The 25,219-nt window shown below is 67.5% G+C and carries 25 protein-coding genes; 13 read left to right on the forward strand and 12 right to left on the reverse strand.

The annotated features are described in order from the left end of the window. Positions 1 to 150: 150 nt before the first annotated feature. From A5697_RS02445 to A5697_RS02455, 3 genes are all read right to left on the reverse strand, one after another. Complete coding sequence (locus A5697_RS02445; RefSeq protein ID WP_068007704.1) at positions 151 to 1,293, reverse strand: serine/threonine-protein kinase; 1,143 nt, start codon at positions 1,291 to 1,293, stop codon at positions 151 to 153. Between the two features lie 141 nt (positions 1,294 to 1,434). Continuing rightward, the gene (locus A5697_RS02450) at positions 1,435 to 3,258 is read right to left on the reverse strand and encodes an alpha/beta fold hydrolase (RefSeq protein WP_231971952.1); all 1,824 of its coding nucleotides are present in this window, start codon (positions 3,256 to 3,258) and stop codon (positions 1,435 to 1,437) included. Next, entirely contained in the window at positions 3,258 to 3,881 is a 624-nt protein-coding gene (locus A5697_RS02455) for a TetR/AcrR family transcriptional regulator (RefSeq protein ID WP_068007705.1), read from the reverse strand. The genes A5697_RS02450 and A5697_RS02455 overlap by 1 nt, the downstream gene beginning before the upstream one ends. A gap of 80 nt (positions 3,882 to 3,961) precedes the next feature. On the opposite strand from A5697_RS02455, the gene A5697_RS02460 reads away from it, so the two are divergent. Next, on the forward strand, positions 3,962 to 4,606 hold the full coding sequence (locus A5697_RS02460; protein WP_068007707.1) for a polysaccharide deacetylase family protein: 645 nt from the start codon (positions 3,962 to 3,964) through the stop codon (positions 4,604 to 4,606). A 4-nt stretch (positions 4,607 to 4,610) separates the two neighbouring features. Continuing rightward, entirely contained in the window at positions 4,611 to 5,978 is a 1,368-nt protein-coding gene (locus A5697_RS02465; RefSeq protein ID WP_068007710.1) for an FAD-binding oxidoreductase, read from the forward strand. A gap of 234 nt (positions 5,979 to 6,212) precedes the next feature. On the opposite strand, the gene A5697_RS02470 is transcribed toward A5697_RS02465, so the two are convergent. Then, positions 6,213 to 6,848, reverse strand: coding sequence for a TIGR03085 family metal-binding protein (locus A5697_RS02470; RefSeq protein ID WP_068007825.1), 636 nt, complete (start codon positions 6,846 to 6,848; stop codon positions 6,213 to 6,215). Positions 6,849 to 7,091: 243 nt separating this feature from the next. On the opposite strand from A5697_RS02470, the gene A5697_RS02475 reads away from it, so the two are divergent. The 3 genes from A5697_RS02475 to A5697_RS02485 are packed head-to-tail and all read left to right on the forward strand — an operon-like array spanning position 7,092 to position 10,215. Continuing rightward, a complete protein-coding gene (locus A5697_RS02475; protein ID WP_068007713.1) occupies positions 7,092 to 8,759 on the forward strand; it encodes a nitrite/sulfite reductase in 1,668 nt (555 codons plus the stop codon). A 17-nt stretch (positions 8,760 to 8,776) separates the two neighbouring features. Continuing rightward, positions 8,777 to 9,502, forward strand: a complete 726-nt coding sequence (locus tag A5697_RS02480; RefSeq protein WP_068007716.1) for a phosphoadenylyl-sulfate reductase — start codon at positions 8,777 to 8,779, stop codon at positions 9,500 to 9,502. Further along, a complete protein-coding gene (locus tag A5697_RS02485; protein ID WP_068007719.1) occupies positions 9,499 to 10,215 on the forward strand; it encodes a sirohydrochlorin chelatase in 717 nt (238 codons plus the stop codon). Before A5697_RS02480 ends, A5697_RS02485 begins: the two co-directional genes overlap by 4 nt. On the opposite strand, the gene A5697_RS02490 is transcribed toward A5697_RS02485, so the two are convergent. Further along, positions 10,212 to 11,144 carry a LysR family transcriptional regulator gene (locus A5697_RS02490; protein ID WP_068007721.1) on the reverse strand — a complete coding sequence of 311 codons (933 nt, stop codon included), beginning with the start codon at positions 11,142 to 11,144 and terminating at the stop codon, positions 10,212 to 10,214. The two genes, A5697_RS02485 and A5697_RS02490, sit on opposite strands and share 4 nt — an antisense overlap. A 104-nt stretch (positions 11,145 to 11,248) precedes the next feature. On the opposite strand from A5697_RS02490, the gene fdxA reads away from it, so the two are divergent. Both fdxA and A5697_RS02500 read left to right on the forward strand, forming a co-directional pair. Continuing rightward, a complete protein-coding gene (gene fdxA / locus A5697_RS02495; protein ID WP_068007724.1) occupies positions 11,249 to 11,575 on the forward strand; it encodes a ferredoxin in 327 nt (108 codons plus the stop codon). Positions 11,576 to 11,596: 21 nt separating this feature from the next. Beyond that, on the forward strand, positions 11,597 to 12,871 hold the full coding sequence (locus A5697_RS02500; protein WP_068007726.1) for an alpha/beta hydrolase: 1,275 nt from the start codon (positions 11,597 to 11,599) through the stop codon (positions 12,869 to 12,871). Here A5697_RS02500 and A5697_RS02505 read toward each other — a convergent pair. Continuing rightward, complete coding sequence (locus A5697_RS02505) at positions 12,868 to 13,476, reverse strand: TetR/AcrR family transcriptional regulator (protein WP_068007730.1); 609 nt, start codon at positions 13,474 to 13,476, stop codon at positions 12,868 to 12,870. The two genes, A5697_RS02500 and A5697_RS02505, sit on opposite strands and share 4 nt — an antisense overlap. Positions 13,477 to 13,537: 61 nt before the next feature. On the opposite strand from A5697_RS02505, the gene A5697_RS02510 reads away from it, so the two are divergent. Next, complete coding sequence (locus A5697_RS02510) at positions 13,538 to 14,032, forward strand: DUF1707 domain-containing protein (protein WP_068007732.1); 495 nt, start codon at positions 13,538 to 13,540, stop codon at positions 14,030 to 14,032. Here A5697_RS02510 and A5697_RS02515 read toward each other — a convergent pair. From A5697_RS02515 to A5697_RS02525, 3 genes are all read right to left on the reverse strand, one after another. Further along, complete coding sequence (locus A5697_RS02515; RefSeq protein WP_068007736.1) at positions 13,975 to 14,454, reverse strand: hypothetical protein; 480 nt, start codon at positions 14,452 to 14,454, stop codon at positions 13,975 to 13,977. The two genes, A5697_RS02510 and A5697_RS02515, sit on opposite strands and share 58 nt — an antisense overlap. A 54-nt stretch (positions 14,455 to 14,508) precedes the next feature. After that, positions 14,509 to 14,943: a protease inhibitor I42 family protein gene (locus A5697_RS02520; protein WP_068007829.1), complete on the reverse strand. Its 435-nt coding sequence runs from the start codon at positions 14,941 to 14,943 to the stop codon at positions 14,509 to 14,511. Positions 14,944 to 15,034: 91 nt separating this feature from the next. Continuing rightward, positions 15,035 to 15,844, reverse strand: coding sequence for an SDR family oxidoreductase (locus tag A5697_RS02525; protein WP_068007737.1), 810 nt, complete (start codon positions 15,842 to 15,844; stop codon positions 15,035 to 15,037). A 255-nt stretch (positions 15,845 to 16,099) separates the two neighbouring features. Between A5697_RS02525 and A5697_RS02530 the strand changes: the two genes are divergently transcribed. Then, positions 16,100 to 17,692, forward strand: a complete 1,593-nt coding sequence (locus A5697_RS02530) for a Na+/H+ antiporter (protein ID WP_067950080.1) — start codon at positions 16,100 to 16,102, stop codon at positions 17,690 to 17,692. A 33-nt stretch (positions 17,693 to 17,725) separates the two neighbouring features. Then, complete coding sequence (locus A5697_RS02535; RefSeq protein ID WP_068007741.1) at positions 17,726 to 18,883, forward strand: AAA family ATPase; 1,158 nt, start codon at positions 17,726 to 17,728, stop codon at positions 18,881 to 18,883. Positions 18,884 to 18,905: 22 nt separating this feature from the next. On the opposite strand, the gene A5697_RS02540 is transcribed toward A5697_RS02535, so the two are convergent. Next, positions 18,906 to 19,319, reverse strand: coding sequence for a VOC family protein (locus tag A5697_RS02540; RefSeq protein ID WP_068007745.1), 414 nt, complete (start codon positions 19,317 to 19,319; stop codon positions 18,906 to 18,908). Between the two features lie 125 nt (positions 19,320 to 19,444). Here A5697_RS02540 and A5697_RS02545 point away from each other — a divergent pair, with 125 nt between their 5' ends. Then, positions 19,445 to 20,092, forward strand: a complete 648-nt coding sequence (locus A5697_RS02545) for a TetR/AcrR family transcriptional regulator (RefSeq protein WP_067950074.1) — start codon at positions 19,445 to 19,447, stop codon at positions 20,090 to 20,092. Then, entirely contained in the window at positions 20,085 to 21,608 is a 1,524-nt protein-coding gene (locus tag A5697_RS02550) for an FAD-dependent monooxygenase (protein ID WP_068007748.1), read from the forward strand. The genes A5697_RS02545 and A5697_RS02550 overlap by 8 nt, the downstream gene beginning before the upstream one ends. On the opposite strand, the gene A5697_RS02555 is transcribed toward A5697_RS02550, so the two are convergent. Both A5697_RS02555 and A5697_RS02560 read right to left on the reverse strand, forming a co-directional pair. Beyond that, entirely contained in the window at positions 21,605 to 22,234 is a 630-nt protein-coding gene (locus A5697_RS02555) for a TetR/AcrR family transcriptional regulator (RefSeq protein ID WP_068007751.1), read from the reverse strand. The genes A5697_RS02550 and A5697_RS02555 overlap by 4 nt on opposite strands. 38 nt (positions 22,235 to 22,272) lie before the next feature. Then, positions 22,273 to 23,454 carry an aromatic ring-hydroxylating dioxygenase subunit alpha gene (locus A5697_RS02560; RefSeq protein ID WP_068007754.1) on the reverse strand — a complete coding sequence of 394 codons (1,182 nt, stop codon included), beginning with the start codon at positions 23,452 to 23,454 and terminating at the stop codon, positions 22,273 to 22,275. Between the two features lie 80 nt (positions 23,455 to 23,534). Here A5697_RS02560 and alsS point away from each other — a divergent pair, with 80 nt between their 5' ends. Next, the gene (gene alsS, locus A5697_RS02565; RefSeq protein WP_068007755.1) at positions 23,535 to 25,217 is read left to right on the forward strand and encodes an acetolactate synthase AlsS; all 1,683 of its coding nucleotides are present in this window, start codon (positions 23,535 to 23,537) and stop codon (positions 25,215 to 25,217) included. Positions 25,218 to 25,219: the final 2 nt, after the last annotated feature.

Raw genomic sequence — 25,219 nt, forward strand, 5'->3', positions numbered from 1 at the left:
CGAGCGTAGGTTGCACCTCACGCGCCTGCCAGTCACTCAGATGCCCTTGGCACCCGGCGAAAACCAACCCACCCACACGTCGCGGGTGGCCCGGTGTGGGATGAAGAGTCAGAACGTTCCACAACTCTTTTCGCAACGCATGTTTTCAAATCAGCCGCCGTGGCCTTTGTGCTTAGGGCCCCCGTGACCCGGCGGACCCGGTGGCGGTGGCGCCGGCTCCGGGGTGCTGCTGGGTGTGGTGGTGGCGGTGGTCGTCGGGGGTGGCGTCGGCGTGGTGGTGGTCGTGGTCGGCGTCGGCGGTGGCGATGAGAACGGCGGATCGATGGCCAACAGCAGGAGCGCCAACAGGAACGCGGCAGCGATGGCCGCGATCCACCATTTGCGCCGGGGAGTGTCCGGCTCCAGTGGCGCGGCCGCGGGTGTGTAGGTCAGCACGGCGGGCGGAGGCGCCTCCATCACCCGCGTGCCGGTGGGCATCGCTGACGGGGCCGCGCCGGCCAGCGCGGCTCGCATCGCGCCGGCTTGGTCGAACCGCCATGCCGGGTCGCGCGCCATCGCACGTTCGATCGCCGCCGCGAGGACCGGTGGCACGTCGGGGCGCAGCGCGGCCAGCGGCGGCGGCGAGGTGTTCAGGATCGCGTGTGCCAGAGCGCCCAGGTCCTCCTGCGGGAACGGCCGCCGCCCGGTCAGCGCCTCGTAGCCCACCACGCCGACGGCGTACAGGTCATCGGCCACCGTGCCCGGCTTGGACGTCAGCCGCTCCGGACTCAGATACGCCATGCTGCCGACGACTTCGCCGGCCCTGGTGTAGGCGGCGCCGGACGTCTTGGCAATGCCGAAATCGGCGAGCTTGGGCTCGCCGGCCGCGGTGAACAGGATATTGCCCGGCTTGACGTCGCGGTGCAGGATGCCGGCGCTATGCGCCTCGGCAAGGGCGTCGAGAACACCGTCGAGAACGACGTGCACGAACGCCGGTGGCAGCGGCCCGCGCGCGATGTGGTCGGCCAGCGACACCCCCGGCAGTCGCTCCATGACGATGAACGGCAACCCCTGGTGCTCGCCGACATCGTGGACCACCACCACGTGCCGACCGGTCAGCCGCGCGGCCGCGCGCGCCTCCATGTCGAACCGCAACCGGCTGTCCGGCCGGTCGGCCACCCCGGGATAGAGCAGCTTGACGGCGACGGGCCGGTTCAGCTTCCGGTCCCATGCCTCACGCACTTCGGCCATCGCACCGCGGCCCAGGACGCCGCGCAGTTCGTACCGACCGTCGCCAAGGAGCCCACCCGGCACCAGAGGCACTCCATTACTGCCCTGGCCGCGGTGAGACTGGGTTCCTTGGAGGTCCGTGTCGATCTCCTGTCGGAAAGCTGACTCCCTGCTGGTTCCGAATAACCACCCAGTCCGAAATCGAAACCCCCTACTCGACAGGCGTTAAACAGCGGCTGTCTGCGGCGGCTTTTGGACCGCCCCCGCATATTCGCCGACGAAGCCGTTCCCCAACCACCACCTGGGCTCGGTGTGCTCGAAGATTTCCTCGCCGAGTGCGCGATCGCGCACCGACCTCTTGACCGGGAACGGATTCATCCCCGTCTTGTATTCGACCCCGACCATGGCGGGGGCGGCCGGTCGGCCCCGCCTGGGTAACAGCTCGAAACCGGCGTCCTGCAGCATGCTGTTCAGCTCGGCGGGGCGAGGGAATCGGCGAAAGTCGTGGTTCGGCTTGTGCAGGCCGAACACGAACAGCGGCCCGATCGTGACGAAACACAGCCAGGTGCACAGGTTGCGATCGGGTGCGACATAGAACATCCGACCGCCCGGCTTCAGCGCGCGGAACACGCTGTCCATCAGGCCGCGGTGCTCGGTGCAGTGGTCGAGGACCCCGTGCAGGTAGACCAGGTCGAATCGATTGGCCCCCAACACCTCCGGGTTACGCGCGTCTCCGACGACGAAGGTCGCCTTATCAGCGAGGCGCTTGCGGGCCGCGTCGATCGACTTGTAGTCGACGTCGATGCCGACGATGTCCCAGTCGCCCAACTCCGGATATCGTTCGAGCAATCCCGCGATCGCCCCGCCGCCGCCGCAGCCGACCACGGCCATCGTCGGGCGCTGGCCGTCCGTGGTGGGAAGGTAGTCGTTCAGGAAGTCCCATGCCGCGTAGTCGATTTCGCCGACAAGGTCGGCGGTGAAGCGCCACTGTTCGCTGACCTCTGCGTTGGAGAAGTAGCGGACGCCGCGCTCGATCGTGCCGTTGCTGATCCGCATCAGCACGCGATCGATGATCGAATAGTGGTATTCCGGTTCGCCCGCCGCGTCGTTGGCTCGTTCCCGATCGAGGAACTCGAAGTAGCTCCGCTCTTCTGGTTCGATGGGCGGTTCCCACTTTTCGGCCTTGCCGAGCACCCGCTCCCGAATCCACGAATCGATCACGCGGCTGTAGACACCGGTGTCGAACAACATCAGCTGGTGGCCCCCACCGGGCATCACGAAAAAGTCTTTGGTGCCGCCGATCCGCTCGAAGCAGGCCCGGCAGTGCTCGACGCCGACGATCTCGTCGTGCTCGCCGCAGGCGATCAACACGGGTTTCGTGTTGGCGGCGGCCGGTTTTGACGGCACATAGTTGAACACCGAGTGATAGCTCTTGAACCCATACGACCAGACGTACAGCGGGTCCTTCTTCTTGACGCCCAGCAGTCCGGGGTCTTCTTGGTAAGCGGCCTTGAAGTCGATGAACCGCCGCAGCGGGACGCGCAGCCGATCGCCGACCTTCTCCGCCGCGTATTGCGCGACCCGCGACCGGATGAGCCTGATCGGCAGGCTCATCGGTGTCTCGTGGTTCAACAGAATGTTCATGCACACTCCGGCCGCCACGGCCGGGCACGCGTCGAGCGCGTGGAATGCGACCTCCCCGCCCTGGCTGGCGCCGTGCACGACGACGGGCAAAGACGTGCGTCGTGCCGCGTAATCGGTGACCGCCCGGGTGTCTTCGAGGAAGTCTTCGAAACTGAACACACCCGGCTCACCTTCGGTGCGGCCGTGCCCGGTCAGATCGAACGAATAGACCGCCGCGCGGTAGTGGCGGCGCATGTGCTCGGCGAACGCATCGTAGCTCTCGCTGTTGCCGGCGGTGCCGTGCACCAACACCAAAACGTAGTCGGCATTCTCGTTGTCGTAGCGGCGCACGAAGATTCGCCTACCGCCGGATCCGGTCACCGCGTCTTCGACCATCGGCGGCACTGCCTGAATGGTGGTGTCCATCAGCTCGTTGAATCCAATCTCTCGGTGAAGCGGGCGGCGATCATCTCGGCGAAGGCGTCGAAGTCGGCGCGGAAGCCCGAAGTCTCGCCGATGAACGGGCGCTGCATCGCCATGCCCAGCAGCACGATTTCGCACAGACGCACCGCCTCGTCGATCAAGTGCTGCGGCGCCGCGTCGCCGGCGATGGTGCGCAGCAGCTCGGCCAGCTGCCGTCGCTGGGTATCGCGATAGTCGACATAGGCGGTCCGCAGAAACTCGTTGTGGTTGGCCGCCGCGGCGAACTCGACCATGAACGTGACCGCGTCGATGTCGTCTATGAACAGCGTGTACAGCAGACCGGCCGCCTCAGCCAGGCGATCACGCACCGACGTCGCCTGCGACAGCCGCGCCGCCGCCGCGGCGAACATGTTCCTGGCCATGTCGTCGATGGCCGCCTGGAAGAGCTTTTCCTTGGTCTCGAAGTGGTAATGCAGCAGCGTCTGCGAAACGCCGGCCTTCGTCGAGATCAGCTTCATCGAGGACTTCTCATAGCCGTACGCGCAGAAGCACCGCATCGTCGTGCGCAGGATGCGCTGCCGGGTGTCACCGGCAGTGTCCCCAGTCTTCGGAATCGTTTCGGTCAACTTCGACTCGTCTCGTTGCTTCCGAATAAGGTACTGCCTGATCGATCAGTCAGGCAAGACCGGCGCGATAGGCTTTCAGCGTGAAGATCACGTTGACCTTCGACAACGGCCCGACCCCCGGTGTCACGGATCAGGTTCTCGATGCCCTCGCTCAGCGTCAGATGTCCGGCATATTCTTCGTCGTCGGTGAGAGGGTCTCCTCACCCGAAGGGCGTCGGCTGATCGAGCGCGCCGTCACCGAGGGCCACCGGATCGGCAATCACTCCTTCACCCACGGCCGGCCCCTCGGCGAGCTCTCCCCTACGGAGACCATTCACGAAATCAGCAGCACACAAACGCTTTTGGACGAATTTGACGATGCCGATCGCTACTTCAGGCCGTGGGGAACCGAGGGCGTACTCGAACGGCGCTGCCTGAATCAGACGGCGGTCGACCACCTCATCGCGGAGAAGTGCACCTGCGTCCTATGGAACAGCGTCCCGCGTGACTGGGCCGACCCCAGCGGATGGGTCGACCGGGCGCTCGCCGATACCCGCAACCAGGAGCACACCGTGGTCGTCCTGCACGACCTGCCCACCGGCGCGATGGAGCGACTACCGAGATTCCTCGATGAGCTCACCGACTCCGGCGTCGAGGTCACCACCGACCTGCCCGACGACTGTGTGCCGATCGTCCGCGGTCGGCTGCGAACACCGCTCGATCACCTCACTCCGGCGATAAGGTAGCGACATGACGGCGCGGTTCTCCGAGATCGTCGGCGAGCACAACTTGCTGACCGGCGACGCCATCCCCGAGGACTACTGGCACGACGAAGTCTTGACCAAGCCGCCACAGCGCCCGGCGTACGTCGCCAAACCGGCCACCGCTGAAGAGGTTTCGCAGCTGCTGAAGGCGGCCTCGGACAACAAGGTGCCGGTCACGGCCCGCGGGTCCGGGACCGGCCTGTCGGGCGCCGCGATCCCCCGCGCCGACGGGCTGCTGCTCTCCTTCGAGCGGATGAACGCCGTGCTCGAGGTCGACACCACCAACCAGGTCGCCGTCGTCCAGCCCGCGGTGACGCTCACCGAACTGGACGCCGCCACCGCCGAAACCGGCCTGCGCTACATGGTTCACCCCGGCGAGCTGTCGTCCAGCGTCGGCGGCAACGTCGGCACCAACGCCGGCGGCATGAACGCGGTCAAGTACGGAATCGCCCGCCACAACGTCCTGGGGCTGCAGGCGGCGCTGCCGACCGGCGAGCTCATCCGCACCGGCGGCAGGATCGCCAAGATCTCCACCGGCTACGACCTGACCCAGCTCATCGTCGGCTCCGAAGGCACGCTGGCGCTGGCCACCGAGGTGACCGTCAAGCTGCACCCGCGGCTCGACCACGCCGCCACGGTCCTGGCCCCGTTCGCCGATTTCGACCAGATCATGGCGGCGGTGCCCAAGGTGGTGGGGAGCGGCCTCGCGCCCTACATCCTGGAGTACATCGACAACATGACGATGGCCGCGCTCGTCCACACCCAGAACCTGGAGCTGGGTATCCCGGACAGCGTCCGCGACAGCTGCGATGCCTATCTCGTTGTGGCGCTTGAGAACCGGACCGCGGACCGGCTGGACGAGGACGTCGAAGCGGCCGGCGAGCTGCTGGCCGAGTTGGGTGCCGTGGACGCCTATGTGCTCGAAGGGCTCTCGGCACGCAAGCTGATCGAGGCGCGCGAGAAGGCGTTCTGGACGGCGAAGGCGATCGGCGCCGACGACATCATCGACACCGTGGTCCCCCGCTCCGCGATGCCGAAGTTCCTGTCCGCCGCGCGCGGCCTGGCCGCGGCCGCCGGCGGTGCCGCGGCGGGCTGCGGGCACGCCGGCGACGGCAACGTGCACCTGGCCATCTTCTGCAAGGACCCAGGCACGCGCAAGAAGCTGATGACCGACATCTTCGCGCTGGCAATGGAATTGGGCGGCGCCATCTCCGGTGAGCACGGCCTGGGCCGCGCCAAGACGCCGTACTTCCTGGAGCTCGAAGACCCCGTCAAGGTCGACCTGATGCGCCGCATCAAGCAGAGCTTCGACCCCGCGGGCATCCTCAACCCCGACGTGCTGTTCGCCACCTAAGCCCTCAGCCCACCACCGGCAAGCGGCGTTGAGCGGCAAGAGCTTTCAGCCCCCTCTCGCGCACGTGCGGCTTCGTGCCGGCGATTTTTGGGGATGAGCCGATGTGCCCGCCTCTGAGCGACAACGGCGGACTCGGCGCCCCACCGCCGCAAGTTGTCGCTGTGAGGCGGGCACTTTGGGTGCCGCTTTTTCCAGAGGCGCGTGTGGCTCCTGTGACTTCTGTCACCGACGGGCTCACATCCCGAAGTGCACGCGACGCACCGCCGCAACGGCATCCGGCGGCCCACCGACTTCGACGTCCGCCGTCCCTTGCCTGCCAAAGAGATACAACAGCAGCTCACCGGGTTGGCCGCGAAGTAACGCCACCGGCGCACCCCGCCGCACCGTCACGCGCGAGCCGGCCCACTCCACGTCGAGCCCGCAACCAGAAAGCCGCCGACTCAGAAACCGCCCGCCCCGGCAGACGTTCCGCCATAACGCCGCGTCCATGTCGGATGCCAACGAACGCGGCCCCAGCCCCTGCGCCCTGCGCACGTCCTCGTGGTGCACGAAGAACTCGTTGAGATTGGCCAACGCGCGCACCCACCCGACGCGGAAGAATCCGACCGGCGGGCCCGACCGGATCCGCGCGACGAGCCACCCGAAATCCTGACGGGCCAACGCAACCCTGCGCCGCTCGGCGAACCGCTGGAACGGACCGGGCAGCACGAGACATGGTCCCGCAACGACATCCCGTTCCCGCAACACCAAATGGGCGGCGAGATCGCGACAAGTCCAGCCCTCGATCAGCGTCGGAGCGGACGGGCCGAGCTCGACGAAAAGGTCACACAGCGCGGACCGCTCCCGCGCGTCCAGCGTCGGCCTAGACACCACCGCAGGCTACTGCAATCGCGCTGCGCGCCAGACCAATAAACGTGAACCGGAGCACACAACCAACGGTTGTGCCCTCACAACGGCGCGACCTCTACTCCCCTAGGCGTAACCCGGGCACTATGAAGCCATGAGACGTGGGCGCAACGGAGCGCCCGCGCTCACCTCTGACTGACAACATCATCGCGTCGATGCCGCGGCCAGCAGCCCTGCAGCCCCAAGCACCGCGAAGGAGCACACCTCATGACCACAGCACGTCCCGCCAAGACCCGCAGCGAGGGCCAGTGGGCGCTGGGTGATCGCGAACCGCTCAACGACACCGAGAAGATCAAGAACGACGACGCGCCGCTGAACGTGCGCGACCGCATCGTCAACGTCTACGCCCATCAGGGTTTCGACAGCATCGACCACTCCGATCTGCGGGGGCGCTTCCGCTGGATGGGCCTGTACACCCAACGCGAACAGGGCTACGACGGCAGCTGGACCGGTGACGACAACACCGACAAGATCGAAGCCAAGTACTTCATGATGCGCGTGCGCACCGACGGCAAACCGCTGACGGCGCACTCGATGCGGACGCTGGGTCAGATCTCGACCGAATTCGCCCGCGACACCGCCGACATCAGCGACCGGGAGAACCTGCAGCTGCACTGGATCCGCATCGAGGACGTCCCCGAAATCTGGCGGCGCCTGGACTCGGTCGGCCTGCAGACCACCGAGGCGTGCGGCGACTGCCCGCGCGGCATCCACGGTTCGCCGCTGGCCGGCGACTCGCTAGACGAGGTGCTCGACCCGTCCCCCGCGATCGACGAAATCGTCCGGCGCTCCATGGGCAATCCCGAATACGCGAACCTGCCGCGCAAGTACAAGACCGCGATCTCGGGCCTGCAGGACGTCTCCCACGAGACCCACGACGTCGCGTTCGTCGGCGTCAACCATCCCCAACACGGGCCCGGCCTGGATCTGTGGGTGGGCGGCGGCCTGTCGACCAATCCGATGCTGGCCCAGCGGGTCGGGGTGTGGATCCCGCTCGACGAGGTGCCCGACGTCTGGGAGGCCGTCACCCGGGTGTTCCGCGACTACGGCTACCGGCGGATGCGCGCCAAGGCCAGGCTGAAGTTTCTGATCAAGGACTGGGGCGTCGAAAAGTTCCGCGAGGTCCTCGAAACCGAATACCTCAACCGCCGGCTGATCGACGGCCCGGCCCCCGCGCCGGTCAAGCAGACCATCGACCACGTCGGCGTGCAGAAGATCAAGAACGGGCTCAACGCGATCGGCGTCGCCCCGATCGCCGGACGCGTGTCGGGCGCCACCCTGTCGGCGGTCGCCGACCTGATGGAGAAGGTCGGCTCCGACCGGGCCCGGCTGACCCCATTCCAGAAGCTGGTCATCCTCGACGTGCCCGACGAGAAAGTGGACGAGACCGTCGCCGCCTTGGATGCCCTCGGCCTGCCGTCGCGGCCGTCGTCGTGGCGCAAGAACACCATGGCCTGCACCGGCATCGAGTTCTGCAAGCTGTCCTTCGCCGAAACCCGGGTTCGCACACAGACTCTGGTGCCCGAGCTGGAACAGCGCCTGGCCGACGTCAACGCCGAGCTCGACGTGCCGATCAGCGTCCACCTCAACGGCTGCCCGAACTCGTGCGCACGAATTCAGGTCGCCGACATCGGCTTCAAGGGCCAGTGGATCGACGACGGCGAGGGCAATTCCGTCGAGGGCTTCCAGGTCCACCTGGGCGGCGGCCTGGGCGAGGCGAGCGGGTTCGGCCGAAAGCTGCGCCAGCACAAGGTGACCAGCGACGAGCTCGGCGACTACATCGACCGGGTGACCCGCAAGTTCCTCGAAAACCGCGACGGCGGCGAGACTTTCGCGTCCTGGGCGCTGCGCGCCGACGAGGCCGACCTGCGATAGGAGTTGAGGACCCCGCCATGGTGGCGATGAACTTCACCAAGGAGCAGCTGCGTGCGCTCGCCGAGCGCGGTGCCTCCGAGATGGAGGGCGCCGACGCCGTCGACATCCTGCACTGGACCGACGAGCACTTCGGCGATGACGACTCGGCCGACTGCAAGTACGTGGTGGCTGCCAACATGCAAGACGCGGTGATGGTTTCGCTCGCCTCGGACGTGCGGCCCGGCGTGCCGGTGCTGTTCCTGGACACCGGCTACCACTTCGCCGAAACCATCGGCACCCGCGACGCGGTCGAGTCCGTCTACGACATCCACCTGCTCAACGTCGAACCCGAACACTCCGTTTCCGAGCAGGACGAGCTGCTGGGCAAGGACCTGTTCGCCCGCGATCCCAACGAGTGCTGCCGCCTGCGCAAGGTCATCCCCCTGCGCCGCGCGCTGCGCGGCTACGCGGCGTGGGTCAGCGGATTGCGCCGGGTGGAGGCCGCCACCCGCGCCAACGCCCCGCTGATCAGCTTCGACGAGTCGTTCGAGGTGATCAAGGTCAACCCGATCGCGGCCTGGACCGACGACGACGTCCAGGACTACATCGAGCGCAACAACGTCCTGGTCAATCCGCTCGTCGAGGAGGGCTACCCGTCCATCGGCTGCGCCCCCTGCACCAGCAAGCCGGCCGAGGGTGACGATCCTCGCAGCGGCCGCTGGCGGGGACGAAACAAGGTCGAATGCGGGTTGCACGCATCATGAGCACGCTCGTACTCACCGCGCACGGCAGCCGGGACCCCCGGTCGGGCGCCAACGCGCGCGCCCTGGCCGACCGGCTGGCATCGATGCGCCCCGACCTCGACGTGCGGCTGGCGTTCCTGGAGCTCAACGAACCGAACTTCGCCGACGTGCTGGCCGAGTTGCCGGACAGCCGCCGCGCGGTGGTCGCCCCGTTCCTGTTGGCCAGCGCCTACCACGCGCGCCTGGACATCCCCAAGCAGATCGCGAAAGCCGGAGCGCACGGCATCCGGCAGGCCGACGTGCTCGGCGAGGACGAGCGGCTGGTGACGGTGCTGCGCGAACGCCTGGCCGAGGTCGGGGTTTCCCCACATGACGACGATCTCGGGGTGATGGTGGTCGCGATCGGCTCGTCCAACACCGCGGCGAACGCGCGCACGGCAAAGGTGGCATCCCGGTTGGCCATCGGCACCAGCTGGGCCGGGGCGACGACCGCGTTCGCCACTCGGCCCGAGGCGTCGGTGGAACGCGCGGCCGGCCACCTGCGCCGCCGCGGCGCGCGCCGACTCGTCATCGCGCCCTGGTTCCTAGCGCCGGGCCTGCTCACCGACGACGTCTCGGCGTATGCCCGGGACAACGGCATTCCGATGGCCGCGCCGCTGGGCGCGCACCCGCTGGTGGCCCAGACCGTGCTCGACCGCTACGACGAGGCGCTGGCAGCCGACGCGGCGGCCTAGCGGCTGTTGATGTGGCTCAACAGGTCTCGAACCGCCCCGGCCGGCGGCGTGCGCCCGCCCACCCAGATCGCGCGAAACTTGCGTCGTAAGTCCAACTTCGGGATGGAGACCGCGCTCAGCCGCCCCACGGCGAGATCGTCGGCCACCGCCAGCCGGCTCATGGCCGCCGGTCCCGCGCCGGCGAGCACGGCCGCACGCATTGCCGCCGCCGACGTCAACTCCAATACGGGCGGCGCTTGCTCCATGTCCTCCCCCAGCACCTGACGCAGCGCCACCGTCAGCGAATCGCGGATGCCCGAATGGGGTTCGCGGGCAACCAATGGCGTCTCCGCGAGTTCACGAGCGGTCACTCCCCGCGCCCGCCGCGTCCACTTGTGGCCCGGCGGCACCACGATCACCAGTTCGTCCTGCCCCACCACGCAGGTGCCCAAACCCTTTGGCGTACCCGGGTTTTCGACAAAACCGAGATCCGCGCTGCCGTCGCGGACCGCGGCGATCGCGTGCTCGCTGTTGGTGGCGGTCAAACTCACCTGCGGGGCAACGACGCCGCGCCGTGTCGCCTCGGTTTGCAGGGACAGCAACCAATGCGGCATCAGCTGCTCGGAGATCGTCTGGCTGGCCGCGACCCGGATCCGCTCGCGGCCTTCCTTGCGCAGCGATCCCATGCCCGCGTCAAGCTCGGTGGCGACCTCGAGCAACCGCCGCGCCCAGTCCGCGACGATCAGGCCCGCCGGCGTCAGCTGGGAACCGCGCGTCGTCCGCACCGCCAGCGTCACCCCGATCTGGGCCTCCATCGACGCGAGCCGTCGCGAGATGGCCTGCTGGGTCAGCCCGAGTTCGCGCGCCGCGCGGCCCAGGCTGCCGGTCTCCGCGATCGCCAAGAACACCTCGAACGAGGCGAGCTCGGGCATTCGCGGGCTGAGCGGCATGGCTGATCACATCACAATCAATTCGTGTGACACAACGATAGCTTGTGACTCCACAACGCCGGGACCTCTACTCGCGGCCGGTTGCGGCAAGAACCATGGGGTGCATGGCCTACGTGATCGCCGAGCCCTGCGTCGACATCAAAGACAAGGCATGCATCGAGGAATGTCCCGTCGACTGCATCTACGAGGGCGCGCGGATGCTCTACATCCACCCCGACGAATGCGTCGACTGCGGCGCCTGCGAGCCGGTGTGCCCGGTCGAGTCCATCTACTACGAGGACGACCTGCCCGGCGAATACGGCGAATACACGCAGATCAACGCCGACTTCTTCACCGAGCTGGGCTCGCCCGGCGGCGCGTCGAAGGTCGGGCTGACCGACAACGACCCCGCCGCGGTCAAGAACCTCGAGAGCCGGGCCGACGCGACCTAGCGCATTTCGTAAGGTGAGCGGATGCGGACAGCTCGAATCATCCACGTCATCCGGCAGATAGGGTCACTGGTGGTCACCGCCGTGACCGCGGTGTCCACGCTCAACGCGTACCGCCCGCTGGCGCGCAGCGGCTACCTATCGCTCTTCTCGTGGATGTTCGGGCTGGTCGTCACCGAATTGCCGGTGCAGACCCTGGTCAGCCAGCTCGGCGGTCTGGCGCTGACGGCTCGCCGCCTGACTCCGCCGGTGCGAATCGCCGCGTGGGCGGTGGCGACGGTGTCGGCGATGGGCTTGCTGAACTTCAGCCGTGCCGGGCATAAGGCCAACGTCCCACTGACGCAAGCGCTGGACGAGGGCCTGGGCGCGGGTCGTCGGACCGAGTCCGGGGACCTGTGGCGCCGGCCGGCCGGCGGCGGGACGGCCAAAACGCCGGGGCTGGTGCGGATGATGCGGATCTACCGCGACTACGCCCACGATTCCAACATCAGCTACGGCGAATTCGGCAGCGCCAACCACTTGGACATCTGGCGCCGTCCGGATCTCGACCCGATTGGCAAGGCGCCGGTGCTCTTCCAGATCCCGGGTGGCGCCTGGACCACGGGAAACAAACGCGGACAAGCTCATCCACTGATGAGCCACCTCGCCGAGTTGGGGTGGGTTTGTGTGGCGATCAACTACCGGCACAGCCCGCGCAACACCTGGCCGGACCACATCGTCGATGTCAAGCGCGCCCTGGCCTGGGTCAAGGCACACATCGCCGAGTACGGCGGCGACCCCGAATTCATCGCCATCACGGGTGGTTCGGCGGGCGGCCACCTGTCATCGCTGGCCGCTCTCACGCCCAATGACCCTCAGTTCCAGCCCGGGTTCGAAGACGCCGACACGCGAGTGCAGGCGGCCGTGCCGTTCTACGGCGTCTACGACTTCACCCGGTTCAACGACGCGATGCACCCGATGATGCCCGCCTTGCTCGTCAAATCGGTTGTCAAGCAACGCCCTTCGACGAACATGCAGCCTTTCATCACGGCTTCCCCGGTCAACCACGTTTCGGCCGACGCTCCCCCGTTCTTCGTCTTGCACGGCCGCAACGACTCGCTGGTGCCCGTCGAGCAGGCGCGTGGATTCGTCGAGCGACTGCGGCAGGCGAGCACCCAGCCCGTCGTATACGCCGAATTGCCGTTCACCCAGCACGCTTTCGACATCTTCGGTTCGGCGCGCGCCGCGCACACCGCGGTCGCCGTCGAACAGTTCCTGGCCGAGGTCTACGCGACGCGCCGCCAGGCCAACGTCGCCTAACCGCCCAGCATTTGGGCCACCACGCCGGCGATGATGGCCTCCGGGTCCTGCTCGATGCCGACGGCATCCAATTCGCCACCGATCGCGAGCGACGCGACGCCGTGCACCAACGACCACAGCGGCGCGGCGAGTTCACGCGGGTCTTGACCGCCGACGATCCCCGCCTGTTGGCACGTCACGATCGCGTCGAGCAGGTCGGCGAACGCCCGCTCGCCCGCGACTGCCAGGTCGGGATGGTCGGCCTTTGAGAGCTCGGCGCCGAACATCACCCGATAGTGATCCGGGTGGGCGACAGCCCAGCGCACATAGGCGCGGCCGAGTTCGACCACCCGGTCCTTCGGGTCGGGCGTCGCGCCGGCGGCGGCCAGTTCGGCGTGCAGGTCCCGAAACCCCTGTTCGGCCACGGTCGCGAGCAGCGCGGCCTTGTCGGCGAAGTGCCGGTAGGGCGCGGCGGCGCTGACGCCGGCGCGCCGCGCCGCCTCGGTCAGCGTGAAACCCTTCGGCCCCTTCTCGGCCACCAGAGACAAGGCGGCGCTGGTCAGCGCGCGTTTGAGGTCGCCGTGGTGGTAGCTGTCCCGACGCGCCGCAACTTTCTGCCGTGCCATGTTGACGAGATTAACATTGCCGACTATGTTAAAGCCATTCACATCTTTGGAAGGGGACGAAATGGACCAGCAACTCATGACCCCCCGTGCCGGCGACCGCGACCGGGAGAGGGCGGCGGAACGCCTCGGCCAAGCATTCGCGCAGGGCTACCTGCAACTGGATGAATACGAGCAACGGATGCAGGCGGTGTTCGGCACGCACACCACCGAGGAACTCACCCGACTCCTCGCCGACCTGCCGCTCGATCGGATCCGGCGCGCGGACCCGCGCCGCCGCGCCGCCCGCATCGAGGCCGCCCGCCGCGGCGTGCGCCTTCACCTCGCCGCCTACCTGGCGATGACCGTCATCGTGCTCACCGTGTGGGCGGCCGTCGCCGCGGCCACCGGCGCCACCTACTTCTGGCCGATATGGCCCATCCTTGGCGCCGGGATCGGCCTCGTCAGCCACGCCCTGGGCATCCACCCCGCTCAGAAATATGGAAACCCTTGTGCCGCAGGCTATGTCTTGGGACGCACCCCGGCCGCGCGATACACGAAAACGGGCTGGACCGGATAACGCAGCGTCGTCGTAGGCAGCGTCTCCAGCACCTCGTCGGGGATGTTCTTCTTGTAGTTGAGGCTCATCGACCCGCTGAAGGCGGGGTCGACGCCGTGCAGGTCGATTTCCAGCTTCAGGCCTTTGCCGGTGACGGTGGCCCGGGCCGGCCCGTTGCGGCTGTCCCACGAGCAATCGATCGATCGCAGGTTGGCGTCCCCGCGCGCGGGAAGCGTGGCGACCACTCGGGCGGACGTGAACGCGAACGCACCCCTGTAGCGGGATACGCCGGAAGCCGAATAGACCCCAGGCACGTGGCCGCTGAAGTGCCGGCTCACCCCCACATTGCCGGCGCTGAAGATGACGCCCTCGGCTTCGAGCTCGTCGCGCAGCGCCGCGGGCAGTTTGCCGATTTCGGACAAGTTCCGGAGGAAGCCGAACACGCACCAGACCGTAGCGCGAGGCGCGGCCGGTCCGCACTCGTTTGCCAGAGAGGTTTACTGCACCGTGACGTCGGCCGTGTAGGTGCACGCCGGCTTGGAGTCCTTGTCGACGAAGCTGGTGTAGGACGTGCCGATGGTCGTGGTCCCCGGCTTCAACGCGGTGAACTCCCACACCTCGGTGCCGGGCGCCCCCAACGCGTCAGAACTCGGCGGCACGAACTCGTGACTGGTTTGCTTCAGGACCCCCGGATCGCCCACCTTCATCTCCGGTGTCCACCGGTACGGGGTGGTGTAATTGGAGCCCAACTTTACGATCAGCGTGTTGCCGACGGCCAAGGTCATGCTCTGCTTGATGGCGTCCTGGGTAAGCACGTCGGTCATCGGTACCTGGAGTGTCTTGGTCGACGGCGGGTTCCTGGAGGCGAAGTGGCAGCCCGCCACCGTTGACGAAACGAGCACGGCGACTGCTACCAGCAGCCTCATCCTCACAAGATTCATCGCCTCCATTATGGCGGGAAGCCCGCTGCCGAGATCGGTCCGGATGGCTGGAAGCTGGATGCCCAGGTCCGAGTGCGGGTTTTTACCGCTCCCCTTTGCGCGGGCGGTGCGGCAGGTAAGCGCGGATGGCGTCACGGTACGGCAGTTGACCCGCGGCGACCTGTTCCTGGAGGTACTGCTCGAACGTGATCACGCCGTCGGCGTGCTCCGGGGTTAGCAGGGCACCGGCGCATAACTCGCCAAACACCTTGCCGGGCAAGCGGATCGGGACGATGCGTCGGCGTTTACCCACGATGGCCAGGTAGCTGCGGGCAAGGTCTTCGAGTGCACGCGGCTGCGGGCCGCCGAAATCCGGCGCACGTCCGATCGGCTCGCTGAGCGCCAACCGGGCCAACCGCGCGCCCACGTCGCGCACGTAGACCGGCTGGAATTTCAGGCCCGCCGGCAGCGCCATGACCGGCGGTTTGGCGAGCATGCGCAGTATGACGGCGATCAGATCGTGGAACTGGGTCGCCCGTTGCACCGTCCACGGCAGGCCCGACTCGGCGATCGTGCGTTCGTTGGCGAGCATCGTGCGGTACAGGCCGAATGGGACGCGGTCGATTCCGACGATGGAGACGTAAACCAGATGCGGTGAGCCCGCCCGTTTCGCCGCGGCGACCAGGTGCTCGCTGGGATAGACGCAGTGCACGATCGTGTCGACGCCGTCGAGCGCCGCATCGAGCCCGTCGCCGGTCTGCACGTCGCCGACGACATGCTCGACATCGGTGCGCTGGTGCCGCCGCCGTCCGCGGCTCAGCACGCGGACGTCCTTGCCGGCGGCGGTCAGCCGGTCGACGACGGCGCGGCCTACGGTGCCGGTGCCGCCTGTGATCAGTACTCGGTTGGCCATGCGAAGTCGCTCACGCCACCAACACTGCCACGTACCGGGGGCCTGTGCTGCGGGTCGGGTCACCGGATGCTGGTACTCCTGCGACTGCTCCTGAGCTCGGAACCATTACCGGACTCTCGATTTTGATATCGCGGGCGCTATCGAGTTCGAGAGTCGCATAATGCCCCGCACTCGGGGCCGAAGTGACAGATGTGACGGCGCTTGCCACCCGAGCCCCGATCGGCGCGAGGCGGGCATGTCCGGCAGGATGGGCTGGTGTTTGGCCTCGTCCTGATCGTTGCGCTCGTCTCCACCGTCATCGTCGGGACGGTCCTCGGCCGGCGCTACCGCGTTGGTCCCCCGGTGCTGCTCATCGTGCTCGGCACGCTGCTGGGTCTGATCCCCAGCTTGGCTCACGTGCATGTGAACGGGGAGGTCGTGCTGTTGCTGTTCCTGCCGGCGATCCTCTACTGGGAAGGCCTGAACACCAGCTTCCGGGAGATCCGAGCGAACGCGCGCATCATCGTGTTCCTCAGCGTCGCCCTGGTGATCGCGACGGCGGTGGCCGTGTCGTGGACGGCACGGGCGCTGGGCATGGACTCCCACGCGGCGGCCGTGTTGGGCGCCGTGCTGTCCCCCACCGATGCCGCCGCCGTGGCCGGTTTGGCCAAGAAGTTGCCACGCCGATCGGTCACGGTGCTGAAGGCCGAGAGTCTCATCAACGACGGCACGGCCCTGGTCCTGTTCGCCGTCACGGTCCACGTCGCGATCGGCGGCGCGCAAATCACCCCGATCGACCTGGTTGGCCGGTTCGTCGGTTCCTACCTGGGCGGCATCGCCGCCGGACTCCTGGTCGGCGGCGCGGTTACCCTGCTGCGCAAGAGAATTGACGCACCCCAGGAGGAAGGGGCACTGAGCCTGCTGACGCCGTTTGCGGCGTTCTTGCTGGCACAGAGCATGGATTGCAGCGGGGTGGTCGCTGTCATGGTCGCGGCATTGATGCTCGCCTACGCCGGACCGGTGGTGATCCGCGCGCGATCCCGCCTGCAGGCCTACGCGTTCTGGGACAGCGCGACCTTCTTGCTCAACGGCTCGTTGTGGGTGTTCGTCGGAGTTCAGATACCGGGGGCGCTGCGGGGCATAGCCGGCGTGGACGGCGGGATTCGGCACGCCCTGTACATTGCGCTCGCCGTCACCGTCGTGGTGATTCTGTCGCGAATCTTCTGGGGCGAGATCACCGTGCTGTTGATCCGGCTGATCGACCGCCGGGAGGCGCAGCGGGAACGGCGCGTCGACTGGCGTCAGCGTTTCGTCACCGCCTGGGCGGGATTCCGCGGGGCGGTGTCGCTCGCCGCCGCGCTGGCCGTGCCGACGACCACACTCAGCGGCGCGCCATTCCCCGACCGCAGCCTGCTCATCTTCATCGTGGTGGTCGTCATCCTCGTGACGGTCCTCGTCCAGGGCACCACGCTGCCCGCAGTCGTGCGCTGGGCGAAGATGCCCGAAGACGTGGCCCACGCCGAGGAACTGCAGCTGGCTCGCACCCGCGGCGCTCGGGCCGCCCTCGACGCGTTGCCGACGGTCGCCGACGAGGTCGGCATCAGCGACGACCTCCGCAGGCGGCTGCAAAAGGAATACGAAGAAAAGGCCGCGCTGGCCCTCGCCACCGAAAACGACTCGACGAACAGCCACCTGGTCAAGAAGAAGGATCTCGTCCGCAGGGTTCGGCTGGGCATGCTCGAAAGCAAGCGCCGCGAGATCACCGCGCTGCGCAACGAGAACCTCATCGACGACATCGTCCTGCGCGAGCTGCAGAACGAGATGGACCTCGAGGAAGTGCAGCTGCTCGACGCCGCCGACAACGAGTAGGGCCCGTCGGTCGTCGACCGTACAGTCGGCTCCATGTTGCAGACGGTGGCGATCCGCGGCTATCGCTCGCTGCGTGAGGTGATCCTGCCGCTCAGTCGGCTCTCGGTGGTCACCGGCGCGAACGGCGCCGGCAAGTCCTCGCTGTACCGTGCGTTGCGGTTGCTGGCCGATTGCGGCCGCGGCGAGGTCATCGCCTCGCTCGCCCGCGAGGGTGGGCTGCAGTCCGCGCTGTGGGCCGGGCCCGAGGAGCTCAAGGGCGCCCGCCGGACCGGCAGGGTCGAGGGCACCGTGCGCACCCGGCCGGTATCCCTCGAATTGGGCTTCGCCTCAGACGATTTCGGCTATCTGGTCGACCTCGGCATGCCGCAGATGGCCGGACCCAAGTCGGCCTTCGGCCGCGATCCCGAGATCAAGCGGGAAGCGTTGTTCGCCGGGCCGGTGCTGCGGCCCAGCGCGACGCTCGTGCGCCGGACCCGCGATTTCGCCGAGGTCAGCGCGGATTCGGGCCGCGGATTCGACGAGTTGTCCCGCTCGTTGCCGACGTACCGCAGCGTGCTGGCCGAATACGCCCACCCGCATGCGCTGCCCGAGCTTGCGGCCGTGCGCGAGCGGCTGCGCGGCTGGCGGTTCTACGACGGCTTCCGCGTCGACGCGGGGGCGCCGGCCCGGCACCCGCAGGTGGGAACGCGCACCCCGGTGCTCTCCGATGACGGCAGCGATTTGGCCGCCGCGATCCAGACGATCATCGAGGCGGGTTTCGACGACCTGAGCCGCGCCGTCGCCGACGCCTTCGACGGCGCGACGGTGTCGGTCGCGGTTCATGACGGGCTTTTCGACCTGCAGCTGCGGCAGCGCGGCATGCTGCGGCCGCTGCGGTCCGCCGAATTATCCGATGGCACACTGCGATTCCTGCTCTGGGCCGCCGCTTTGTTGAGTCCGCAGGCGCCGTCGCTGATGGTGCTCAACGAACCGGAGACCTCGCTGCATCCGGACCTGGTGCGTCCGCTCGCGGGCCTGATCCGCACCGCCGCCGCGCGGACGCAGGTCCTGGTGGTCACTCATTCCCGTGCGCTGCTGGAAGCCACCGGCGACGACGCCGTGGAGATCGAGCTCTACAAGGAGTGGGGCGAGACGCGGGTCACCGGTCAGGGGCTGCTGACCACGCCGCCGTGGGACTGGGGCAAGCGCTAACGACCAACAGGCGCGCCCGTGTTTACGAATGCATCGCGGGTGCGTACGAGATGCCGATGATTGTGCCCTCGATGGACTGCAGTCGAGCGACAGTTTGTCCCCACGGCTCGGTGTGTGCGTCGTGCACCAGAGTGAAGCCCTTCTGTGTCAACTCGTTCGCCGCGACCTGGACGGTGTCGGCGTCCGCGACCTCGAATTCGATGCTGACCTGGGGCACCGGCCGCTCAGGTGGCCAGTCAGGCGTGCCAAAGCAGGCTTGCGCAGCCTGCGCCAGCGGCCAGACGCCGAAGGACTTGCACCCGTCGATGCTTTCACTGTGGAGATAGCCGTCGGCTTCCGCGGTCAGGGGCAGGCCAAGCGTGTCCGCGTAGAACCGTCTGCTGACCGCCGGATCGGGGGTGATCACTGCAACGCTCGTGATGAATTGCACTTCCATGGCTTCACCTTTCAACGCGTTCGGTCGTGGCATAGGTGTGCACAACCCAGGCTAGACGCGCATATCCAAATGTTGCCCATCAGGCAATCTTGCCTACCGGGCAAGTTTTGCGTACTTTTGGGGACATGACCGAACAGTCGGGCGGGTTGCGGGAGCGCAAGAAGGCCGACACCCGCCGCGCCCTCAGCGACGCCGCGCTCAACCTCGCCTTCGAACGCGGGCTGGACAACGTGACTCGCGAGGACATCGCCAACCTGGCCGGAGTCTCGTTGCGCACCTTCAACAACTACTTCGGCGGCAAGTACGAGGCGCTCGCCTACCGGCAGACCGAGCGCATGCGCCGCAGCGTTGCCGCGCTGCGGCAACGCCCGGCCGACGAGCCGCTGTGGACGTCGATCACGCATGTCGTGCTCCAATCCTTGGAGGAAGACTTCGACGACAGGTACGGAGAAGAGAACCTGCTGCCGAGCCGTCAGGAACTCGTCGAAGTGCGAAAAATGCTGATGAACCCTCAGGTGCGTAATGCGTTGCCGCAGGACCTTTTCGACGAGTGGCTCGCGGTGATCGCCGAACGCACCGGCACCGATCCCGAGCGCGACCTGTACCCGCGGCTGGTGGTGGCGATCGTGCGCGCCGTCGGCGACGCCGCGGCCGAGGCCTACGTGCGCGCCGACCCCCCGGTCCCGATCACCGACCTGATCCGTTCCGGCTTCGCCGCCGTGAGCGCCGGCCTGCCCCAACCCGCCAAGCGCAGGGAGAAAACCCATGACTGACGAACACGCCGACATCGTCATCTCCGGTGCCGGCCCCAACGGACTGCTGCTGGCCTGCGAGCTCGCGCTGGCCGGCATCCGGCCCGTCGTGCTGGATGCCCTGCCCGGGCCCAGCTCGGAGCCGAAGGCGAATGGCCTTGTGGGGCAGGTAGTTCGGACACTCGACATGCGCGGCCTATATCAAGAGTTCACGGGCGATCCCAACCCGCCACAACCGACCTCCGGGTGGATCTTCGCGGCCATGACCCTGGATTTCTCCGGCCTGCCCGACAACCCGATGTACGCGCTGCCCATCCAACAGCCCCGCATGGTGCGGCTGTTGGAGAAGCGCGCCCGCGGTCTCGGCGTGGATCTGCGCTGGGGACACGAACTGACGGGTTTACGCCAGGAACCGGAAGGTGTTGCGCTGCAGGTGTCTTCGCCCGAACACGATTATCGCATCGACGCCGACTACCTGGTGGGCGCCGATGGCGGACGCAGCCTGGTGCGCAAGACGGTGGGCATCGACTTCCCCGGCACCACCCTCGACATCGTGGGCCGGCTTGCCCACGTGCACGTCCCGGACGAGTACCGCCGCGCCGATGGTGGCCTCGACATCCCCGGGTTCGGCCGGGTCGCCTTCGGTCACACGCGGTTGGACCGCGGCGGCCTGATCTACGCCGAGTTCGAACCCGGTCGATCGCTGTTCGGGACCCTCGAATTCGGGCCGCCGGTCGAGGACAAACCGATGAGCGTGGCCGAACTGCTCGCAAGTGCCCGCCGCGTCCTGGGCGTCGAGGTTCCCTTCGAGGAGCCGAAAGGCCCTGGACCGCACGCCCTTCGCCGGATCAACGGCCAGAACACCCGGCATGCCGAGCATTATCGTGACGGCCGGGTCCTGTTGCTCGGCGACGCCGCCCACGTGCACAGCGCCATGGGCGGTCCCGGCCTGAACCTGGGCCTGCAAGACGCCATGAACCTGGGCTGGAAGCTGGCCGCCCATCTCAACGGCTGGGCACCACGCGGACTGCTCGACACCTACGAATCCGAACGCCACCCCGTCGGCGAGCGCGTGATGATGCACTCGCAGGCTCAGACCGCGCTCATGCTGCCAGGGCCCGAAGTCGCCGCGCTCCGGGCGCTGCTGGGTGAACTTTTCACCCTCCCTGACGTCGCCAAGCACATGGCCGCGCTGCTGGCAGGCACCGACGTGCGGTACGACGTCGGTGACGACCACCCGTTGTCGGGTTGGCCCGTGCCCGAGCTGACCCTCACCGACGGCCGACGGGTCGCCGAGTTGCTCCACGGCGCGCGCCCGGTGCTGCTCGACTTCGACGGCGGGGTGGGGGCCGCGGCGTCGGCCTGGTCCGATCGGGTGGACATCGTCACCGCGACGCTCGACGACCCGCCCGCCGCGGCGCTGCTGATCCGGCCCGATGGATACGTCGCCTGGGCGGCCAGCGAATTCGGGCCGGCCGACCAAGCCGGCCTGCACGCAGCGCTGCGGCGCTGGTTCGGGCCCGAGTCCAGCGGTTAGGGCGCGGGCCGAGCGGTTCCGGCGATGGGCTGAAAATGAGCGATTGCGGGAGCGACCCACTGCCGCAGGTAATCCCGCAGCTCGGCGCCGCAACGCGGTGGCCGCCCGGGGTCGACGATGAAGGACTGCAGAACCCTGAGCATGAATTCCACCAGGCCGTCGCGCCTGTCGTCAGTGATGCCGGCGCTGTTCCAGTCCACGTTGAACCGGTCGATGATGGAGCGCCCCAGCGCGAGCGCAACATCGGAGGTCACGCTGGCCGAGTAGGCCGCGGCCTTCTCCGGCGTGAGTAGCAGCCCGAGGTATTTGTCCTGGGGAAGCAGTTCCAGGGTGTGGGCGATGCCCTCGACCACCGCCTCGGCGGGGTCGTGAATCGGCTCCACGTGCGCCGCCAACCGGTCGAGGGCGGGACCCACTTCCGACAACGCGGTCGCGATCAACAACGCGTCCGTGCTCGGGAAATACCGGTAAACGGTTTGGCGGGTGACGCCCAGATCGCGGGCGATGTCGCTGATTTTGATGTCCGCGCCTGACTGATCTATCGCACGGCTCGCCGCGGAAATGATTCGCGCAATGGCTTCGTCGTCGCTCGACGGCAGCGCTCCCGCCCAGCCATGTCTGCGCATCTACCGTGCCCTCACGGTGAGTATGGTCGCATGAGAACCTAACTCAGCGCGACGCCTATTTCCTCGGCAAAGACTTTGACCATGTGTTGTACACCGATCTCGTTGCGGCCGATCACCATATGGTCGTGTTGGCCCTGACGCACACCTTCGCCGCACTGCGGCAGCATCGCGAAGTCCTCGTCGCGCACCGCCGCGTGCACGGCGTCGTAGATCATGTCGTAGCCGCTTCGCTGGTCGTCGGTGGTTGCCGGGATGCGCGCCAACCAGCTGTGCCGCACGGTGCAGCGGGTGGGGGCGCCGGCGGGCAAAATATCGATGACTTCCACGCCCACGTTGCTGTTGGCCAGAATCAGGTTCGGGTAGATCCAATAGATCAGGCCCATGTTGTCCCGGACGTCCCACGATCCGCTTGGATCGGTGTCGAGGTTAACGATCCAGTTGAACGGAAAGCCGAGCCGGTGATGCTTGCCGTACTCGTCGTAGATCGCCACGTTGGGCAGGGCGTTCTGGCCAATCAGGCTGTCGCCGTGGACGAATGGGAAGTGGTATCCCTCTGCGAACGCTTCCAGTGCCCCCTTCCACGACACCTCGGAGACGAACTCGCGGTGCGCGTGATACCCGAAGGACTCGTAGTCGAGTTCGACCAGCTGTGAACGCAGCGGACCCAGGTGCGCGTCGACGTCGATGGCGCCGTCGGCGCTGAGCACCGCCCAGATGAAGCCGTACGCTTCCTGACTGGGCAACTCCATGAGCCCGTAATCGTCGGTGTCGACCCCGGCGAAGCCGGATTTGCCTGGGACGCTGAACAACTCCCCGGTGTTCTTGTACGTCCACGCGTGATAGGGGCAGGTGAAGCGAGAGGCGTTGCCCGCGCCGCATGCGGGCATGGCGCCGCGGTGACGGCAGTAGTTGAGAAACACATGACTGGCTCCCGAGCGGTCCCGGGTCACCAGCAGCGAACTGCCTAGCACCGAGCGGACTTCGAAGTCGTTCGGATTGGGCAGCTGGACACTCGGCAAGATCGCCAGCGGGGTCCGTCGCAGAATCTGCGACTCCTCGATGTCCTCGACTTTCGCGTCCCGGTAGTAGTGCAGCGGCACTCGCAGCACATCCGCGGCCAGGTCGGTCGTCTTGTCCAACACGAGCCGCAACGCCCGCCGCGTCAAATCGTCGTTGAGTTCAACCGGCCGCACGCTCTCGATCGTCACGCCTCGGACCATACACTGGAGTACATATGGATGGTCAACCCCTCGCGACTCGTCGTATCGCGGCTCGCCTCGACCCGTGCTTGGCTGGGGACATGGCCCCCACGAACCCCGGTGAGCCCGTACGCAGCGCGCAGAAGGTCGTCGACGTCTTGTCAGCGCAAGGCGTGCAGTACGTCTTCGGCGTGCCGGGCGCGAAGATCGACGCCGTCTACGACGCCCTGCTCGACGCGGGCCCGCAGCTGGTGGTGTGCCGCCACGAACAAAACGCCGCCTTCATGGCCGGGGCGATCGGTCGCCTCACCGGCATCCCCGGCGTGGTACTGGTGACCTCCGGCCCCGGGACCACCAATCTGGCCACCGGCCTGCTGACCGCCAACACCGAACAAGATCCCGTCGTCGCGCTCTGCGGTGCGGTGCGCCGCCAGGATCGGCTCAAACGTACGCATCAGTCGATGGACGCCGCCGCGATGCTCCGGACGGTCACGAAATTCACCGGCGAGGTCAACGACCCCGACAACACCGCCGAGGCCACTATCGGCGCGTTCCGCGCCGCACAGAGCGAACCGCGCGGGGCGGCCGCCGTCGTGCTGCCCGCCGATGTCCTGGCCGCCCCCACCACGGCGAGCATCCCGGGCCGACAGTCGATTCCGCCGTTGGCGGCCGCGCCCGCCGGGGCCGTCGCGACGGCGGCCGAGCTGATCCGCGGTGCGCGGCGACCGGCCCTGTTGGTCGGGATGCGCGGCGCCGACCCGGACAGCTGCCTGGCGTTGCGCGCCCTGGTCGCCACGACTGGGTTGCCCGTCGTCGAGACCTTTCAGGCCGCGGGGGTGATCTCCCGCGCGTTGGAGGACAACTTCCTCGGCCGGGTCGGACTGTTCCGCAACCAGCCCGGCGACGTCGTCCTCGGCCACGCCGACGTCCTGGTCACCATCGGATACGACTCGGTCGAATACGACCCCGTGCTGTGGAACACCGACGCCGCGCGCACCGTCGTGCACATCGACTCGGTTCCCGCCGACATCGACAACCACTACCAGCCCGCCGTGGAACTGCTGGGCAACATCGCGGCGACGCTCACCGCGCTGACCGACCAGCTGGCCGGCCTGACCCTGACGGACGACTACCAGGGCGAGATCGCCGTACAGCGAAAAGCGTTGAGCGACATCGATATCACCGCCGGTAGCGCCACGCCCGGGGGCCCGGGCCTCAACCCCGTCGCCGTCGTGCTGCGGCTGCGTGAAGAACTCGACGACACCGCTACCATTACCTGCGATGTCGGCTCGGTCTACATCTACCTGGCCCGGCATCTCCGCGTCTATGAGCCGCGGCGGCTGCTGTTCTCCAACGGGCAACAGACCTTGGGCGTGGCGCTGCCCTGGGCGATGGCCGCCTGCCTGGTGCGGCCCGGAACGCCCGTGGTGTCCGTCTCCGGCGACGGCGGGTTCCTGTTCTCCGCCCAGGAACTCGCCACCGCTGCCCACCTGGGGCTGACGTTCACCCACATCGTCTTCCGGGACAACAGTTATGACATGGTCGGCTTCCAGGAACTCCTCAAGTACGACCGAAAATCGGGTGTCGAACTGAGCGACTACGACCTGGTGTCCTACGCGGCGGCCTTCGGCGCCCGCGGCTACCGGGTCAACACGTTGGACGAGTTCACCACCGCCCTGCGCCAGGCGTTGGCCGAGGACGGGCCGTCTCTGATCGACGTGCCCGTGGACTACAGCCGGAACACCGACCTTGCCGCACAGCTGCACGACGACCCCTTCGAATAGGA

The sequence above is a fragment of the Mycobacterium sp. E3251 genome, from assembly GCF_001666835.1.
Lineage (GTDB): Bacteria > Actinomycetota > Actinomycetes > Mycobacteriales > Mycobacteriaceae > Mycobacterium.

Coding starts and splice junctions, on each gene's coding strand:
- A5697_RS02485 (WP_068007719.1), top strand. CDS start 9,499: ATGAGCACGCTCGTACTCACCGCGCACGGCAGCCGGGACCCCCGGTCG.
- A5697_RS02545 (WP_067950074.1), top strand. CDS start 19,445: ATGACCGAACAGTCGGGCGGGTTGCGGGAGCGCAAGAAGGCCGACACC.
- A5697_RS02505 (WP_068007730.1), bottom strand. CDS start 13,476: ATGGCACGGCAGAAAGTTGCGGCGCGTCGGGACAGCTACCACCACGGC.
- A5697_RS02550 (WP_068007748.1), top strand. CDS start 20,085: ATGACTGACGAACACGCCGACATCGTCATCTCCGGTGCCGGCCCCAAC.
- A5697_RS02500 (WP_068007726.1), top strand. CDS start 11,597: ATGCGGACAGCTCGAATCATCCACGTCATCCGGCAGATAGGGTCACTG.
- A5697_RS02480 (WP_068007716.1), top strand. CDS start 8,777: ATGGTGGCGATGAACTTCACCAAGGAGCAGCTGCGTGCGCTCGCCGAG.
- fdxA (WP_068007724.1), top strand. CDS start 11,249: ATGGCCTACGTGATCGCCGAGCCCTGCGTCGACATCAAAGACAAGGCA.
- A5697_RS02475 (WP_068007713.1), top strand. CDS start 7,092: ATGACCACAGCACGTCCCGCCAAGACCCGCAGCGAGGGCCAGTGGGCG.
- A5697_RS02535 (WP_068007741.1), top strand. CDS start 17,726: ATGTTGCAGACGGTGGCGATCCGCGGCTATCGCTCGCTGCGTGAGGTG.
- A5697_RS02525 (WP_068007737.1), bottom strand. CDS start 15,844: ATGGCCAACCGAGTACTGATCACAGGCGGCACCGGCACCGTAGGCCGC.
- A5697_RS02540 (WP_068007745.1), bottom strand. CDS start 19,319: ATGGAAGTGCAATTCATCACGAGCGTTGCAGTGATCACCCCCGATCCG.
- A5697_RS02510 (WP_068007732.1), top strand. CDS start 13,538: ATGGACCAGCAACTCATGACCCCCCGTGCCGGCGACCGCGACCGGGAG.
- A5697_RS02450 (WP_231971952.1), bottom strand. CDS start 3,258: ATGGACACCACCATTCAGGCAGTGCCGCCGATGGTCGAAGACGCGGTG.
- A5697_RS02560 (WP_068007754.1), bottom strand. CDS start 23,454: ATGGTCCGAGGCGTGACGATCGAGAGCGTGCGGCCGGTTGAACTCAAC.
- A5697_RS02555 (WP_068007751.1), bottom strand. CDS start 22,234: ATGCGCAGACATGGCTGGGCGGGAGCGCTGCCGTCGAGCGACGACGAA.
- alsS (WP_068007755.1), top strand. CDS start 23,535: ATGGCCCCCACGAACCCCGGTGAGCCCGTACGCAGCGCGCAGAAGGTC.
- A5697_RS02465 (WP_068007710.1), top strand. CDS start 4,611: ATGACGGCGCGGTTCTCCGAGATCGTCGGCGAGCACAACTTGCTGACC.
- A5697_RS02490 (WP_068007721.1), bottom strand. CDS start 11,144: ATGCCGCTCAGCCCGCGAATGCCCGAGCTCGCCTCGTTCGAGGTGTTC.